Annotated in this window: 15 protein-coding genes and 1 pseudogene; 7 read left to right on the top strand and 9 right to left on the bottom strand. The window is 65.0% G+C overall.

Features of this window, described 5'->3' with window-relative positions; all coding sequences use genetic code 11:
* The 4 genes from LQF09_RS10185 to mltG are packed head-to-tail and all read right to left on the bottom strand — an operon-like array spanning nucleotide 1 to nucleotide 3,174.
* A complete protein-coding gene (locus tag LQF09_RS10185; protein WP_002939554.1) occupies nucleotides 1–366 on the bottom strand; it encodes a PilZ domain-containing protein in 366 nt (121 codons plus the stop codon).
* Nucleotides 363–1,436 carry a DNA polymerase III subunit delta' gene (holB, locus tag LQF09_RS10180; protein ID WP_270067906.1) on the bottom strand — a complete coding sequence of 358 codons (1,074 nt, stop codon included), beginning with the start codon at nucleotides 1,434–1,436 and terminating at the stop codon, nucleotides 363–365. The genes LQF09_RS10185 and holB overlap by 4 nt, the downstream gene beginning before the upstream one ends.
* Nucleotides 1,433–2,077: a dTMP kinase gene (tmk, locus tag LQF09_RS10175; RefSeq protein WP_270067905.1), complete on the bottom strand. Its 645-nt coding sequence runs from the start codon at nucleotides 2,075–2,077 to the stop codon at nucleotides 1,433–1,435. The genes holB and tmk overlap by 4 nt, the downstream gene beginning before the upstream one ends.
* A 56-nt stretch (nucleotides 2,078–2,133) precedes the next feature.
* Nucleotides 2,134–3,174, bottom strand: a complete 1,041-nt coding sequence (gene mltG, locus LQF09_RS10170) for an endolytic transglycosylase MltG (protein WP_002929815.1) — start codon at nucleotides 3,172–3,174, stop codon at nucleotides 2,134–2,136.
* Between the two features lie 133 nt (nucleotides 3,175–3,307).
* Between mltG and ygfZ the strand changes: the two genes are divergently transcribed.
* Together ygfZ and LQF09_RS10160 are read left to right on the top strand one after the other, a co-directional pair.
* On the top strand, nucleotides 3,308–4,363 hold the full coding sequence (gene ygfZ, locus LQF09_RS10165) for a CAF17-like 4Fe-4S cluster assembly/insertion protein YgfZ (RefSeq protein WP_270067904.1): 1,056 nt from the start codon (nucleotides 3,308–3,310) through the stop codon (nucleotides 4,361–4,363).
* A 19-nt stretch (nucleotides 4,364–4,382) separates the two neighbouring features.
* Nucleotides 4,383–5,189: an NRDE family protein gene (locus tag LQF09_RS10160; RefSeq protein ID WP_270067903.1), complete on the top strand. Its 807-nt coding sequence runs from the start codon at nucleotides 4,383–4,385 to the stop codon at nucleotides 5,187–5,189.
* A 6-nt stretch (nucleotides 5,190–5,195) separates the two neighbouring features.
* Here LQF09_RS10160 and LQF09_RS10155 read toward each other — a convergent pair whose 3' ends face one another.
* The 3 genes from LQF09_RS10155 to tadA are packed head-to-tail and all read right to left on the bottom strand — an operon-like array spanning nucleotide 5,196 to nucleotide 6,589.
* Nucleotides 5,196–5,648 carry a GNAT family N-acetyltransferase gene (locus LQF09_RS10155; protein ID WP_270067902.1) on the bottom strand — a complete coding sequence of 151 codons (453 nt, stop codon included), beginning with the start codon at nucleotides 5,646–5,648 and terminating at the stop codon, nucleotides 5,196–5,198.
* Nucleotides 5,645–6,124, bottom strand: a complete 480-nt coding sequence (locus LQF09_RS10150; protein ID WP_002929808.1) for a L,D-transpeptidase — start codon at nucleotides 6,122–6,124, stop codon at nucleotides 5,645–5,647. Before LQF09_RS10150 ends, LQF09_RS10155 begins: the two co-directional genes overlap by 4 nt.
* Nucleotides 6,125–6,589: a tRNA adenosine(34) deaminase TadA gene (gene tadA, locus LQF09_RS10145; protein WP_198291777.1), complete on the bottom strand. Its 465-nt coding sequence runs from the start codon at nucleotides 6,587–6,589 to the stop codon at nucleotides 6,125–6,127. It lies immediately after the preceding gene.
* 143 nt (nucleotides 6,590–6,732) lie between these two features.
* On the opposite strand from tadA, the gene xpt reads away from it, so the two are divergent.
* Both xpt and LQF09_RS10135 read left to right on the top strand, forming a co-directional pair.
* A complete protein-coding gene (xpt, locus tag LQF09_RS10140) occupies nucleotides 6,733–7,350 on the top strand; it encodes a xanthine phosphoribosyltransferase (RefSeq protein ID WP_002929804.1) in 618 nt (205 codons plus the stop codon).
* A gap of 162 nt (nucleotides 7,351–7,512) precedes the next feature.
* Nucleotides 7,513–8,373 (top strand): HDOD domain-containing protein, encoded by an 861-nt coding sequence (locus LQF09_RS10135; protein ID WP_002929803.1) that lies wholly within the window; start codon nucleotides 7,513–7,515, stop codon nucleotides 8,371–8,373.
* Nucleotides 8,374–8,395: 22 nt separating this feature from the next.
* Here the strand turns inward: LQF09_RS10135 and LQF09_RS10130 are convergent, their stop codons facing one another.
* Complete coding sequence (locus LQF09_RS10130) at nucleotides 8,396–9,181, bottom strand: alpha/beta hydrolase (protein WP_002929802.1); 786 nt, start codon at nucleotides 9,179–9,181, stop codon at nucleotides 8,396–8,398.
* A gap of 322 nt (nucleotides 9,182–9,503) precedes the next feature.
* Here LQF09_RS10130 and ppk2 point away from each other — a divergent pair, with 322 nt between their 5' ends.
* The 3 genes and pseudogenes from ppk2 to LQF09_RS10115 all read left to right on the top strand — a co-directional run bounded on the left by ppk2 (nucleotide 9,504) and on the right by LQF09_RS10115 (nucleotide 12,268).
* The gene (gene ppk2 / locus LQF09_RS10125; protein ID WP_270067901.1) at nucleotides 9,504–10,691 is read left to right on the top strand and encodes a polyphosphate kinase 2; all 1,188 of its coding nucleotides are present in this window, start codon (nucleotides 9,504–9,506) and stop codon (nucleotides 10,689–10,691) included.
* A 418-nt stretch (nucleotides 10,692–11,109) separates the two neighbouring features.
* A pseudogene (locus LQF09_RS10120) lies at nucleotides 11,110–11,607 on the top strand (methyl-accepting chemotaxis protein); the annotation flags it as partial.
* 91 nt (nucleotides 11,608–11,698) lie between these two features.
* Complete coding sequence (locus LQF09_RS10115; protein WP_270069875.1) at nucleotides 11,699–12,268, top strand: glutathione peroxidase; 570 nt, start codon at nucleotides 11,699–11,701, stop codon at nucleotides 12,266–12,268.
* Nucleotides 12,269–12,293: 25 nt separating this feature from the next.
* On the opposite strand, the gene LQF09_RS10110 is transcribed toward LQF09_RS10115, so the two are convergent.
* Complete coding sequence (locus LQF09_RS10110; protein ID WP_002929788.1) at nucleotides 12,294–14,105, bottom strand: SLC13 family permease; 1,812 nt, start codon at nucleotides 14,103–14,105, stop codon at nucleotides 12,294–12,296.
* Nucleotides 14,106–14,251: the final 146 nt, after the last annotated feature.

The following is a 14,251-nucleotide window of genomic DNA, read 5'->3' as shown; positions in this document are numbered from 1 at the left end:
TCAGAGGGTATGCGTAGGCCGGCTCGAGCCCAGATGGCCGGCAAGGATCTGCTCGATACGGCCGCGCAGCACCTTGCTTGACTCGTCGGCCGAAAAGTGCACCCCGATCCCCTGCGTCTTGCCCCCTTGCGCACCATGAGGGGTGATCCAGGCAACATTGCCGGCCACCGGGTGACGGGTGGGGTCGTCGATCAACTGCAGCAGCAGGAAGACCTCATCGCCCAGCTTGTAGTTCTTGGGCGTAGGCAGAAAGATGCCGCCATTGACGAGAAACGGCATATAGGCCGCGTACAGCGCCGACTTGCTGTTGATGTTGAGCGACAGCACGCTCGGCCGCGTCGGTGTCGTTCGAGACGCATCACTCATCCACGAACTCCAGCAGTGGCGCGAACGTAACGCATCAGCAGATCCTCCAGTACCAGGCGCAAGCTCAAGGGGTGCCGCGACACCCTGCGAATCTGCGCCATTTCATTGTAACAGGCGCTCGCCGCCGCCACGCTGCAACGGCTGGCGAGGGTAGAGAGGACAGCCTGCTGGGCGGGAAAGAAGCGTACACGGCCACCTAGTCGTACGCTGGCCAGGTCACTGACCCAGCGCTGCATCCAGTCGCACAGTTCTGGCAATCCGAAACCAGCGGCCAAGGCCTCGCGCGATTTCAGCCAACTCTCCCACTGGGCGGCCAGCTTGAGTGCGTCGGAGGCCTGCAAGCCGGCCAGATCACGTACGAAACGTGCAAGCAGGGCCCCACCGCCCGCACGCGCGAGGCGTTCGGCCGCCAGCGGCATTCCGCCGCCGAGGGCGAGCAGCGCAAGCACATCGGGGTCCGCACGCGTTTTCCAGTGCGCGAGCGCTTGCTCTTCCGGACGCGCAAACAGCCACTGCTGGCACCGACTGCGAATCGTCGGCAACAGCCGGCGTGGCGCCGAGGATACGAGCAGGAACACGCAGCCCGCTGGCGGCTCCTCGAGCAGCTTGAGCAAGGCGTTGGCGGTAAAGGGGTTCATCGCCTCTGCCGGATCGAGTACGACAACACGGCGTGCACCATGGTGTCCGGTGACACTCAAGGCCGCTTGCAGGTCCCGGATCTGCTCGATGACGATCTGCGCCGACGCCGCCTTGCCGCCCCCCTCGCGCCCGCCAGCGGCATCGCCGCCCTCGCCCTCGCCGCGCTCGGCGGCAGCAGCCTCTGCCGCTGCCGCGGGGACCACCCGATGCAGGTCGGGATGGTTGTCGGCCAGCCGCCAGACGCAAGGCTCACAGCGTCCGCAGGCGTGGCCATCGTCAGCCGGAGAATCACATAGCAGACGAGCGGCGAGCGCATCGGCAAGCTCGCGCTTGCCCAGGCCAGGCGGACCAACCAGCAGCAAGGCGTGAGGCAGACGATCGCCAAGCTCAACGAGTCGTGTCCAGGTGGGCTGCAACCAGGAATGGATCATGGCTGCAGTCGGTCGCGCACGACGCCCTCGATGTCGGCGCGGATGGATGCAGGAGAACGCGTGGCGTCGACGATGCAGAAACGCGCCGGGTCCAGTCGGGCACGCTCGAGATAAGCGGCACGTACACGCTCGAAGAAGTCACGTTGCTCGCGCTCGAAGCGATCGGGCGCGGCACCAGTGGCAGCGACACGCGCAGCAGCGATCTCCGGTGGAAGATCGAAGAGCAGGGTCAGGTCAGGTTGGAGTCCCGGATGAACCCAGGCCTCGAGTGCTTCGAACTTGTCGCGTGCGAGCCCCCGCCCGCCAACCTGATAGGCGAAGGTGGCATCGGAGAATCGGTCGCAGACAACCCAGTGCCCGGCAGCGAGCGCGGGCTCGATCCGTGCGGCGAGGTGTTCGCGACGTGCTGCGAACATCAGCATCGCCTCTGTCTCGAGGTGCATGGCCTCATGCAGCAGCAGTTCGCGCAAACGCTCGCCCAGCGCAGTACCGCCGGGTTCACGAGATTGCTCCACGACCCTGCCTTGCGCACGCAGCAAGCTGACGACCGCGTCGATCTGGCTGCTCTTGCCGGCGCCGTCGATACCTTCGAAAGTGATGAAGCGGCCGCGCCCTGCGGCCTCGTGAGAAAGACGTTCCATGGCCGTCGCGGGAGAGGCAGAGAGGATCGGTTCGGGCAGGCGCGGCGGCATTGCGCTCATCGACCACCCCCATTGCGGATGAAACGATTGACCGCCCGGTTGTGCTCGGCCAGGGTACGCGAGAACTCGCTGCTGCCATCCCCACGTGCGACGAAATAGAAGAACTCGCTGTTCTCCGGCTTCAAGGCCGCACGCAGCGCCGCTTCGCCCGGCATCGCAATCGGCGTCGGCGGCAGACCGGCGCGCGTGTAGGTGTTCCAGGGGTGATCGGTGTCGAGATGGACACGGCGCAAGCGCCCATCGAACTCCGGCCCCAGACCATAGATCACCGTGGGGTCGGTCTGCAGCCGCATGCCCACGCGCAGGCGGTTGGCGAATACCGATGCCACCAGTCCACGGTCCTCCGCACGGCCGGTCTCCTTCTCTATGATCGAGGCCAGGATGAGGGCTTCGTAAGGCGAAGCCAGCGGCATCGCCGGGTCGCGCGCCTCCCACGTTGCGGCCAGGCGCAGCTGCATGGCGTCGTAAGCGCGCTTGAGCACCGCGAGCGCGCTCGAGCGCTTGTCGAACCGGTATGTGTCGGGGAAGAACAGGCCCTCGGGGTGTGTCTCGCTGGCACCGATTCGCTGCAAGAGCTCCGCGTCCGACAAGCCACTCGTGTCCTGCTCGAGGTCAGGATTGCTCTCGAGCGCCTGGCGCACCTGGCGGAAGGTCCAGCCTTCCACCAGCAGCAGCTCGCCCTGTGTCACATCCCCGCTCGCCAGCTTCTCGATCAGCTGCCAGGGGGTCACTCCGGTGCGCACTTCGTAACTGCCGGCCTTGATCGTGTGCGCCTTGTCGCCGATACGTGCGAGCAGGGTGAGAAAGCGCGCATCGACACCCACGCCCGCATCCTCGATCACACCGGCGGCATGGCGCATGCCAGCCCCACGCGGCACGGTGAATTCGACCTTTTCGGACGCCAGCGTCAGCGGTGCGTGCGCGTACCACCACCCCGCACCGACGAGCAACATCGCGCCGAGCATGGACAAGATCAAGAGGTATACAACGAAGCGCACAAGGGAACGCATCAGCACAGCATCGACGGAAAAAGCCATGTCGGGCGCAGGGGCGACCGACTTGCGGCGGGCGCCTATAATACTTCATCGCGCAAGCACCTCCGAGCGAGGTCGTGCGCTACCGCCAACCCGCCTTGCTACTGCCAACCCCCTTGCTACCGCTGACCGCCCCATGACCGTCTGGACCGAACACCTCTCCCGCCTGGGTGCCACCCTGGCCGAGACCCAAACTACCGCCGCCCCGCTGCCCTCCGTTCGCTTTGCCGACGCGACCGACGAAGCCCGCGCCGCAAGCGAATCGACCGTCGTGGTGCCTCTGCTTCATCTGGGCATCATCCGCTCCGTGGGGCCGGATTCGGCGGCCTTCCTGCACAACCTGGTTTCGAACGACGTCAACAAGCTCCCTGCCGACGGCGCTGCCTGGAACAGCTTCAACTCGCCCAAGGGCCGGATGATCGCGAGTTTCCTGATGTGGGCGGAAGACGAAGGTCATGGCCTCGTCCTGTCGGCGGACATCCTGCCCGCCTTCCTCAAGAAACTGTCGATGTACGTACTGCGCAGCAAGGTCAAGCTTGCCAACGCCAGCGACACCCTCGCCCTGATCGGCGTATGCGGCAAGAACGCGGCGGCGGTATTGCAGGCGGCGGGTATCGAGATGCCGGCGGCCGACATGCGTCAGACCCTCACGACCGACGGCGTGCGCTGCGTGCGCATCGACGCCGAGCGCTACCTCCTGGCAGTGGCTGCCGACGATGCTGCCTGGGTGTTCGACGCCCTCGTCGCCGGCGGTGCCGTCAAGGCGGGCACTGCGGCCTGGCAGCTCAGCATGATCCGCGCAGGCCTGCCGCTGGTTACCGCGCCGACGCAGGAAGAATTCGTCGCCCAGATGCTCAACTACGAGCTGATCGGCGGCGTGAGCTTCCACAAGGGCTGCTACCCTGGACAGGAGATCGTCGCGCGTACGCAGTACCTCGGCAAGCTCAAGAAACGGATGTACCGCGTTGCCGCAGCCCCCGGCATCGAGGTTGTCGCGGGGATGGACATCCACGCCCCCGACTTCGGCGAGCAGTCCGCAGGCAAGGTGGTCAATGTGGCACCGACCGCAGATGGTGGCGTCGAAGCGTTGGCGGTAATCCAGTCCAGCAGCGCTGAGGCGGGGCAGTTGCGCCTGGGCGCTGGCGAAGGGGCGGCGCTCGAACTGCTGCCCTTGCCCTACGCCCTGGGCTGAGCGCACACCGCCGTATCCGATGTGCCTGATCGTTTTCGCGTGGCGCGCTCATCCACGCTACCCGCTCATGGTCGCCGCCAACCGCGACGAGTACCTCTCGCGGCCGTCCTCCCCTGCCCATTGGTGGACCGACGCGCCTGACCTGCTCGCGGGCCGTGACCTCGAAGCCGGTGGCACCTGGATGGGGCTGAGCCGCAGCGGACGCTTCGCCGCACTCACCAACTACCGTGACCCCAGCCGGCACGTGGAAGGTGCGCCCTCGCGTGGTGTGCTGGTGCGCGAGGCGCTCGAGGCCGAGCTACCTGCGACGCGGGTTCTGCAGGGTTTGGGCGCCGAGTGCTCGCGCTATGCCGGCTTCAATCTCCTCGTCGGCGACGGCAGCACGCTGGCCGTTCTCGAGAGCACCAACGGCACCGTTCGGGCACTCGAGCCCGGCATCTATGGGCTGTCGAACCACCTGCTCGACAGCCCATGGCCCAAGCTGCTCAAGACCCGTGCCGGCCTTGCCGAGCTGCTCGGCGCGGGGCAGGCAGAAGGCCGCGTGGACGCGCTCGATGAGCACGCCCTGAGCCAGGGACTGCTGGCCCTGATGCGCGACCCTCGACCGGCGGCCGACCCGCACCTGCCGGCCACCGGCGTCAGCCTCGAATGGGAGCGCTGGCTGTCGCCCGCCTTCATTCGCGCGCCGGGCTATGGCACACGATGCACGAGCGTCGTAGTGCAGCACGACGATGGCCGTATCCGCTTCGATGAATGGACCTGGGACGCGCATGGCGAACAGGCCAGCGCCGTCACCCACCGCTTCGCCACCCAGCCGACGACCTGAACAGCGTCAGCTGCGACTTCCTTGATCAAGGCGTCGGCGCATCACGCGATGGGGAATGCCGGCCTCCTCGAACACGCAGCCCTCGGCGACGAAGCCATGGCGCAGATAGAAGGCCTCGGCATGCACCTGCGCGTTGAGTACCACCTCGCCCATGTTCAACCGGACCGCCTCCTGGACCAAGGCCGCCAGTACCAGTCCGCCCACACCCTTGCCTCGCCAGCGGCAAGCCACCGCCATGCGCCCGATGTGGCCGTCGGGCAGCAGACGCCCGGTACCGATCACTTCGCCGGCGCCAGAGCGCGCCAGCGCATGCCGGCTCACCGCGTCGAAGACGTCGCGCTCGATCTCGACGGGTACGCCCTGCTCCTCGACGAACACTGCCGTGCGCAGCGGCGTAACCAGGGCTTGCACCTGTGCCCAGTCGAGGACGCAAACGGTGGGCAGGACGGCCATGCTCATGCGCGGATATCCACAATCGTGCCTGCGGCGACCAGCTCGAAGAGTTCGATCAGGTCGCGGTTGCGCATGCGGATGCAGCCATGCGAGCGCGGGACCCCCATGGGCTGGTCGTCGCCAGTGCCGTGGATGTAGATGAAACGCCGCATCGAGTCGACATCACCGCCGCGATTTCGCCCGGACTCCTCGCCACACAGCCAAAGGATGCGCGTCAGGACCCAGTCGCGTCCGGGATGAGCCGCGGCGAAGTCGCGGCTCCAGCGCTCCCCGGTGGGCCGGCGTCCGCGGAACACTGCGCCCTCCGGCGCACCGGCGCCGATCCGGGCGCGTATGCGATGGCGCCCGCGCGGTGTGCACAGGCTGCCGTTCAATTCCCCTGCCCCCCTGGCCGCCGTCGACACGCTGTAGCGCCGGATGCAAGCGTCGTCCGCCCCAAAAAGGGCGAGCGTCTGTGAGCCAAGATCGATCTCGATACGCACTCAAGCCACCTGCGTCTTGCCGCGCCGCGCGGCAAAAAAGCTCGACAGCATGCGCCCGCACTCGTCGGCAAGCACGCCGCCCTCGACGCGCGCATGATGGTTGAGCCGCGACTCGGCAAAGAGATCCATCACACTGCCTGCGACACCCGTCTTCGGATCCCGCGCCCCGAACACGACGCGGGCGATGCGCGCGTGCATGATCGCGCCGCTGCACATCGCGCACGGCTCCAGGGTCACATAGAGCTCGCACCCCGGCAGGCGATAGTTGCCCAGACGCGCGGCGGCATCGCGCAAGGCCATCACTTCGGCGTGCGCGGTCGGATCGTGGCGGCCGATGGGCTGGTTGAAGCCTCGGCCCACAATCTGGCCGTCGAGTACGACCACCGCCCCCACCGGCACCTCGTCGCAGGCCCCCGCGCGGCGCGCTTCCTCGAGCGCCGCACGCATGTAGTCTTCGTCGTTCATCGGCATGTGTCGAATGCGCTGCAGGACGAGCCAAGGCGCCCCGCCGTCGCGGTTGAAAGACGCGATTCTACCGGACGAGGGCTGCGCTAGAATGCGGCGCATCCGCACTCGCCCCCCGGGTGCCCACCACCGGAATCCGCAGTATGAATAACGCCGCCGCGCTCAACACCCCTTCGCTCACCGCCCCCTATGGGCCTCTGGTCCGCCGCATCGAAGCCGAAGCGACCGTGATCGGTGACCAGATCCTGAAGATCGACCACTTCCTCAACCACCGCATCGAACCTGCTTTCATCACCGAGATGGGCCGGGAACTGGCACGCCGTGTCGGCCGCTTCGAACCCAGCGTCATCCTGACTGCGGAAGCGAGCGGCATCGCCCCCGGGCTCGTCGTTGCTCAGGCCCTCGGGGTACCGCTGGTCTATGCCAAGAAATACGCCCCGCAGGTCGAGTCGCCCGCAATCGCGCGCATCATCCCGTCGCCGACCAAGGGCGGCGAAACCAAGCTGGTGCTCTCGCAGCGCTACATCGTGCCGGGTGATCGCGTCGTCATCGTCGACGACTTCCTGTCCAATGGACGCACCGCAGTCGCGCTCATCGAGATGGCGCGCGAAGCGGGAGCCGAGGTCTTGTGCGCAAGCTTCATCGTCGAAAAGCGGTTCAAGCAGGGCCACGGCGCAATCGAGGCGGAGGGCGTGCCGGTTTCGACGCTCGCCCAGGTGGAGGCGCTGGAAAACGGGCGTGCGGTTCTGAGCCAGCCATGACGCCACGGCACGCACACCGGCGCGCATGCGACTCCCGCGCTGAGCAGCAACTGCACGCGACGCCGAAGCCAAGCGGCGTTAGACTTGCAGCCGCGGTGCGCCCAGTGCCGCATTCTTGAATCCAGGCACGTCGCAACGCCACCCGCAGGAAGCCTAGCCGCCATGGAAGAATTCGAATCTCAGACCGAAGCCTTCGCACAACAGATCGAGGAAGAACTGCGCGACGGTGTGCTGAGCTTCCCGACCGTGTTCGACCTGTCGCTGCGCATCAAGAAGATGGCGGACGACCCCGACAGCTCCTTGTCCGACATTGCCGAAGTGGTCCGGGCCGAACCGGTGCTTGCGGCAAAGGTGCTGCGCATGGCCAATACGGTAGCGCTCAACCCATATCGCGGCGAGATCAACAGCGTGGGCGACGCCATCGGGCGCATCGGTCTGTCCGCGCTGCGCTGCCTTGCCTACGCGGTCGCCGCCGAACAGCTGGCCCGAGACCACCGCTCACGCCAGATGCGGCTGGTGGCAAGCGGACTGTGGATGCACTCGATCGACGTCGCATCTTGGGCATTCGCGTTCTCGCGCCACCTCGGACGCCACACGCCGGATACGGCCCTGCTCGCCGGGCTGATGATCAACGTCGGTCAGTTCTACCTGCTCGCCCGAGCGGCCCGCTATCCGGCGATCGAAGGCGACATGAAGCGCTTCGCCGAGATCGTCTCGCTCTGGGATGACCCGGTGCGCAGCGCAGTGCTCGACGCCTTCGAGATGCCCGCGCTCATCGTCGACGCCTGCGAAGCCGATCCGGTGGCGCACACCGAGTGGCCTCCCGCAGCCATGGGCGACATCGTCTTCTTTGCCACACTGGCAGCCGAGACGCCCAACCCCTTCGAGAGCCTGCTTGGCGTGCAACGCCGGCCGGAACTGCTCGATGCCAGCCTGGGTGAGGCCGGCAAGGAGGCTTTCGACGCCCTCCTTGTCACGGCACGCGACACCCGCCAGGAAATGCTCGCAGCGGTGTGCGGTTGACTGGTCCGGGCCGTGCGCCGCTTCAGGCCGGCGGCAGCGCGAGGCAGGTCTGCAGGTGGCGAGCAAGCAGTACGAGTGTTTGCGTCGACTCGGGGAAGACCTTGCCCAGCGTCAGGAAACCATGGATGACGCCGGGCATCTCGACGTAGTCCACCGTGCAGCCCTCGGCCTTCATCCGCTCCGCAAAGGCGACGCAATCGTCCACCAGAGGATCGAATTCCGCCCCGACAAGGAGCGTTGGCGGCAAGCCGGCAAGCCGCTCGGCCCGCATGGGTGACACACGCCAATCCTCCGTATTGCCGTCCGGAAGGTAACGCTCGAAGAACCACTGCAGCGTCCCGCGATCGAGGAAGAAGCCCTCGGCGTAACGCTCTCGTGATGGCCGCGTGCTGACGATCTCGGTACTCGGATAGACCAGCGCCAGGCAGCTCGGCCTTGCAGGTTCATCGCGCAGTGCGAGGGCGGTCACGATCGACAGGTTGCCCCCTGCGCTATCACCGCCGAGGGCAATCCGAGCGGGATCGATGGCAAGCAGAGAAGCATTTTCCACCGCCCACTCGAAGGCCAGGCGCGCATCCCTGATCGCAGCCGGGAATGGGTGCTCGGGCGCAAGGCGATAGTCGACGGAAAGCACGGCACAGCGCGCGAGATTGGCAAGCTCCCGGCACAGCACGTCGTAGCTTGCGACATCGCCAACGCACCAACCACCCCCATGAAAGTAGATAAGCAGCGCCAAAGGCTCGTCGGCATGGCTCGACAGCGGGCGGTAAAGCCGCGCCAGCAAGGCGCTACCGTCGGGCCGTGGCATGGGTACATCCACCGTAGAGGCCACAGCGGGTGATTCCGGCCGGAATGCAAACTGCAGCTTTTCGAAAGAGTGACGTGCCTGGGCTTCACCAAGTTCGTGAAAGCGGGGGGCACCGACACGGTAAGCCATGTCGAGAAGGGAGCGAGCGTGGGGCGTCAGGGGCATGGAAGGCAGAACGAGGCGCGTCGGCGCGCCCTTCTATTCGAGAAAAGGCGGATTCTACAGCCGGGCGATAAAACCATGCTGCCATTACGACTTTTCGCGCGCTGCAAGCCATCCATCAGCGCTACAATTTCCACAGTTGACAGCGAGGACATTGAATATGACAGACACCGAAAAGAACAACCGTGCCCCGAACGCAGCCGACTCGAGCGCGCCCTCGCCCGCTCCCGCCAAACCGAGAGCAAAGAAGGCCGCGCGGCGCTCGCAGCAAGGCGATACCGCGCCCTCCCTGACCCCTGCCGACATCGAGACTTTCGAAGTCGAACAGGCCATCGGGGCCGCCGAAGAGTCCAAGATCGTCGCTGTCACCGAGATTCTTCAGACCGAGTCGCGCCAGGACCCGAAGCGGGCGCTCAAGGCACTGGAGTCCATCCTCGCCGGTGCCTCACCGGACGACGTCCACATGCTGCGCCGGGCCTTGATGCGGGCCGACAGCCCGATCGTGACCGGCGCAGCCAACCCCGATGACGAACTTGCCGAGGACTGGCGCCAGGGCGGCTACCCGTACCGTAACCTGATGTCGCGCAAGGCCTACGAAAAGCAGAAATACAGACTGCAGGTCGAACTGCTGAAGCTGCAGGCCTGGGTCAAGGAGACCGGCCAACGCGTAGTGATCCTGTTCGAAGGCCGCGACGCCGCGGGCAAGGGGGGCACCATCAAGCGTTTCATGGAGCACCTCAATCCGCGTGGTGCACACGTCGTAGCACTCGAGAAGCCGAGCGAGACCGAGCGCGGACAGTGGTACTTCCAGCGCTACATCCAGCACCTGCCTTCGACCGGCGAAATCGTTCTCTTTGACCGCTCCTGGTACAACCGCGCCGGGGTCGAACGAGTGATGGGCTTCTGCTCCAACGACGAATACAACGAGTTCATGCGCCAGGTACCCGAGTTCGAGCGCAACCTCGTGCGCAGCGGCATCCACCTGATCAAGTTCTGGTTCTCGGTCAGCCGCGACGAGCAGCGCCGCCGTTTCCGCGAGCGCGAATCGCACCCGCTCAAGCAATGGAAACTGTCGCCGATCGACCTCGCATCGCTCGACAAGTGGGACGACTATACGAAGGCCAAGGAGGCGATGTTCTTCTACACCGACACCGCCGACTCTCCCTGGACGGTGGTGAAATCCGATTGCAAGAAGCGGGCACGCCTGAACGCCTTGCGTTACGTACTGCACAAGCTGCCCTACTCCAACAAGGAGATCGACCGTGTCGGCCCGCTCGACCCCTTGCTGGTCGGCCGGGCGAACGTCGTGTACGAGCGTGGAGAGAAGGACGCCATACCGTTGCTGTAATTCGCCGCGAACCCCGAGTTGAACGCAGGTTTTTCGAATCGTTTTTCTCCGTGCTGCTGACAACTCGTGTGAGGCCGTTCGCTCGCAGGGGCTAGAGTTTCTGGCTTGCATGCCGTCCATAGTTGCCATGTCGATTGCAGATAAGAGCCTTACCCCCGACCACTCCCAACAACCCCGCAGTGCGCAAGTGTCGCGGGGAGGTAGGCTTGGTCGCCACTTGGGCTGGCTCGTGTTCATTCTGTGGATCGCCTACAGCGGTGCTGTGCTGGGCTGGCACGCCCTCAGCGCACCGCCCGTCGATGCCTGCCTCGTACGCTGAGGCAGGCATCGACCAGAACCCGGAGGCGCTCATGTCCGACCACCCAGAATCGAACGACGGGGCAAGCAGTCGGACCGCGTCGCTGCAGTCGTCAGCCTGATCAAGGACATCGCAGGCCAGACCAACTTGCTCGCGCTCAATGCCGCGATCGAGGCCGCACGGGCTGGTGAACAGGGGCGCGGATTCGCCGTGGTTGCCGACGAGGTTCGCAAGCTGGCCGAACGGACTGCGTCGGCGACCGAAGAAGTGGTAGCGATGATCAATGACATCCAGACCAGCAAGGGTCAGGCGCTGGCGAACATCGAGTCGGCAGTGGAGCGAGTGGGCACAGGTACGGCTCTGGCCGCGGAGGCAGGCGCTTCGATCGCGCGCATCACCGAGGAGGCGGGTCGCGTCGAGCAGGTATTCGAGTCGATCGCAAACAATCTTGGCGAGCACAGTGCTGCCGCGCGCAGTATTGCCGGCGCAGTCGTATCGGTCGCCAACCTTGCGGACGAGACTGAGGCCTCGGCCAGCAAGGTGGCGCTCGAAGTGGGTTCCCTCGACCGCGCCGCGCGCGAACTTTCTCAAGCAGTAGGCGGCTTTCGCATCCGTTGAGCGGACGAACTGGCTGCGACGACCGCGGTCTATGGTCTACACCGAGCGCTCGCGAACACGCGTACTCGCCCATTCGACCGGAGGCCACGCCATGCCGCTTGACACCTTTCGCCGGCACTTGCTGCCGTTTGTCTTGACCATCCTGTGCGCGCCAGCGCTCGCGGACGAGTCGCCTACGGTAGCGCCCATCTTTGGCCAGGGAAGCGGTTACGAACTGAGGCGTCTGCACGCCGACGAGCTGGTGCGGCTGGCCGAGCGTTACGCAGGCCAACCGGTCCTGGTGGTGAACACCGCGAGCCACTGCGGCTTCACCCGTCAGTTCCGTGAACTCGAGGTGGTGCACCAGACGTACAAGGACCGTGGCCTGAAAGTTGCCGGCTTCCCTTCGGACGACTTTCGCCAGGAGGCAGACGACGAAGCCAAGACGGCCGAAGTGTGCTTCCAGAACTTCGGCGTCACATTCGACATGTATGCGCCGATCACGGTGACGGGCGAGGCGGCCCACCCGCTGTTTCGCGAGATCGCCCGCCAGTCCTCTGCACCGACTTGGAACTTTCACAAGTACGTCATCGACCGCAACGGTCGAGTCGTTGCTGCCTTTCCAAGCCGCGTGAAACCTGACGCCCCCGAGGTGCTGAAAGCGATCGAGCGCGTCCTCTGAGCGCGACGTACTCGGCAATTGCCGTTCAGAGCGGGTTCAGTGGCCAGAACAGCGGGATCAACAGGCTTGCCGTCAGCCACACGATGAGGTTCATCGGGATGCCGAGGCGGGCGAAGTCCGAGAAGCGATAGTTGCCCGCGCTATAGACGAGCGTGTTGGTCTGGTAGCCGATAGGCGTGGCAAAGCTTGCACTCGCGGCAAACATCACCCCGACCACGAAGGGGCGCGGATCAACGCCCAGATGCTGGGCGACGCCGATGACGACCGGCGTGAACAGGACCGCCACCGCATTGTTGCTGATGAACTCGGTGGCGATCGAAGTGATCAGGATCACCAGCGCAAGCATCATCCACGGCGACAAGCCCTCTCCCACCGTCACCAGGCTACCCGCCAGCATCGCTGCCAGACCCGAATCCCGCATCGCGATGCTGATTGCGAGCATGCCGAAAATGAGCACGATGATAGGCCATTCGACGGACTTGTAGGCCTCGTCGGGACGAATGCAGCCAGTGATCAGCACGACCGCCGCCCCGATGATCGCCAGGCCCTCGATCGGCATCACGTTGAATGCGGCAAGCAGCATCACCCCCGCAATGGTCGCGAGTGCGATCGGCGCCTTGGTGCTTCGGGTCGCCGACACCTTGCCATCGGTGATGGCAAACAGATCGCCGTTGTCGCAGAAGCGCTTGATCTGGGTCGGTGTGCCCTCGACCAGCAGCACGTCACCGAACTGGAGCTGGAAGTCGTCCCCCACGTCCGGGATGGAGGCATTGCGCCGATGTACGGCGATCAGATGGATGCCGTAGCGAGCGGCCAGATCGAGGTCGCGGATCGGACGTTGCACGTAACGCGAGGTCTGTCCTACCAGAGCCTCGACGATCACGACGTCGCGTCTGCGCAGGGTCTCCAGGTCCTGAGGGTCGGCCGCAGGCGGCGTCTGCGCGCGCAAACCGACGAGATCGGTGCTGCGCAGATCGACCATTGCGCTGCTGCGGGTATGCACGACCAGCCGGTCGCCAACCTCGAGACGTGTGTCGGGAGCCGGCGCAGACCACTCCTCCTCGCCGCGGAAGAGCTTGAGAACCTTGATCACGCCATTCGACAGACGCGCTTCCTTCAGCGTACGACCTGCGAGACGCGAGTTTTCGGGTACGAAAAGCTCGGTCATGAACAAACGGTCGCTGCTGCCCGAGAACTGCTGGGTGAGTGTCTCGCGTGCCGGCAGGAAGCGCTGCGCAAAGAACAGCATGAACGTGCAGCCGATCAGTGCCATGACTATCGCCGGCGCACTGATCTCGAACATCGTAAACGGCGCCAACCCCATGTCACGAGCGACACCATCGACCAGAATATTGGTCGAGGTCCCCACCATGGTGATAAGGCCGCCCAGGATCGTTGCGTAGGACAGAGGAATGAGCAGACGCGAGGGGGCAATCGAGAATCGCCCAGCCATCGCAATCACTGCCGGAATCATGACCATGACAACCGGTGTGTTGTTGATGAAGGGCGACACGGCAACACCGACGAGCAGCATCGCGAGCAGCAGGCGGCGCTCGCTATGTCCCGCCACGTTGCCGATCCACTCCCCGAGCCTGTCAACACAGCCCGTACGACCGAGCGCCCCGCTGATGATGAACAGGCAGATGATGGTGATTGGTGCGCTGTTGCTGAACACGCTCAATACCTTCGCAGGCGTGAGCAGTCCCAGCGCAAGAAGCAGGGCAACGGCGCAGATCACTGCAACGTCGGCCTTGACCCATTCGCGCACGAAAGTGATGAACAGCCCGATCAGGACGATGCCGACGATCAGTGCATGCGCGCTGTCAGGAATGAGCATGGCGGAGTGGTGCAGTGCAAAATGAAGACTCGCACCTTACCGGATCGCTCAAAGATCTCAAAAGAATATAAAGTTATCTTTTTATATCTCCAGACAGATCTACATCCCGAGCTTGTGCGAAGCAGCGATATCGCGTCCGGCAAGTC

The organism is Thauera sp. WB-2 (assembly GCF_027594845.1).
Taxonomy (GTDB): Bacteria; Pseudomonadota; Gammaproteobacteria; order Burkholderiales; family Rhodocyclaceae; genus Thauera; species Thauera mechernichensis.
This window is presented reverse-complemented; position numbering and strand designations above follow the sequence as displayed.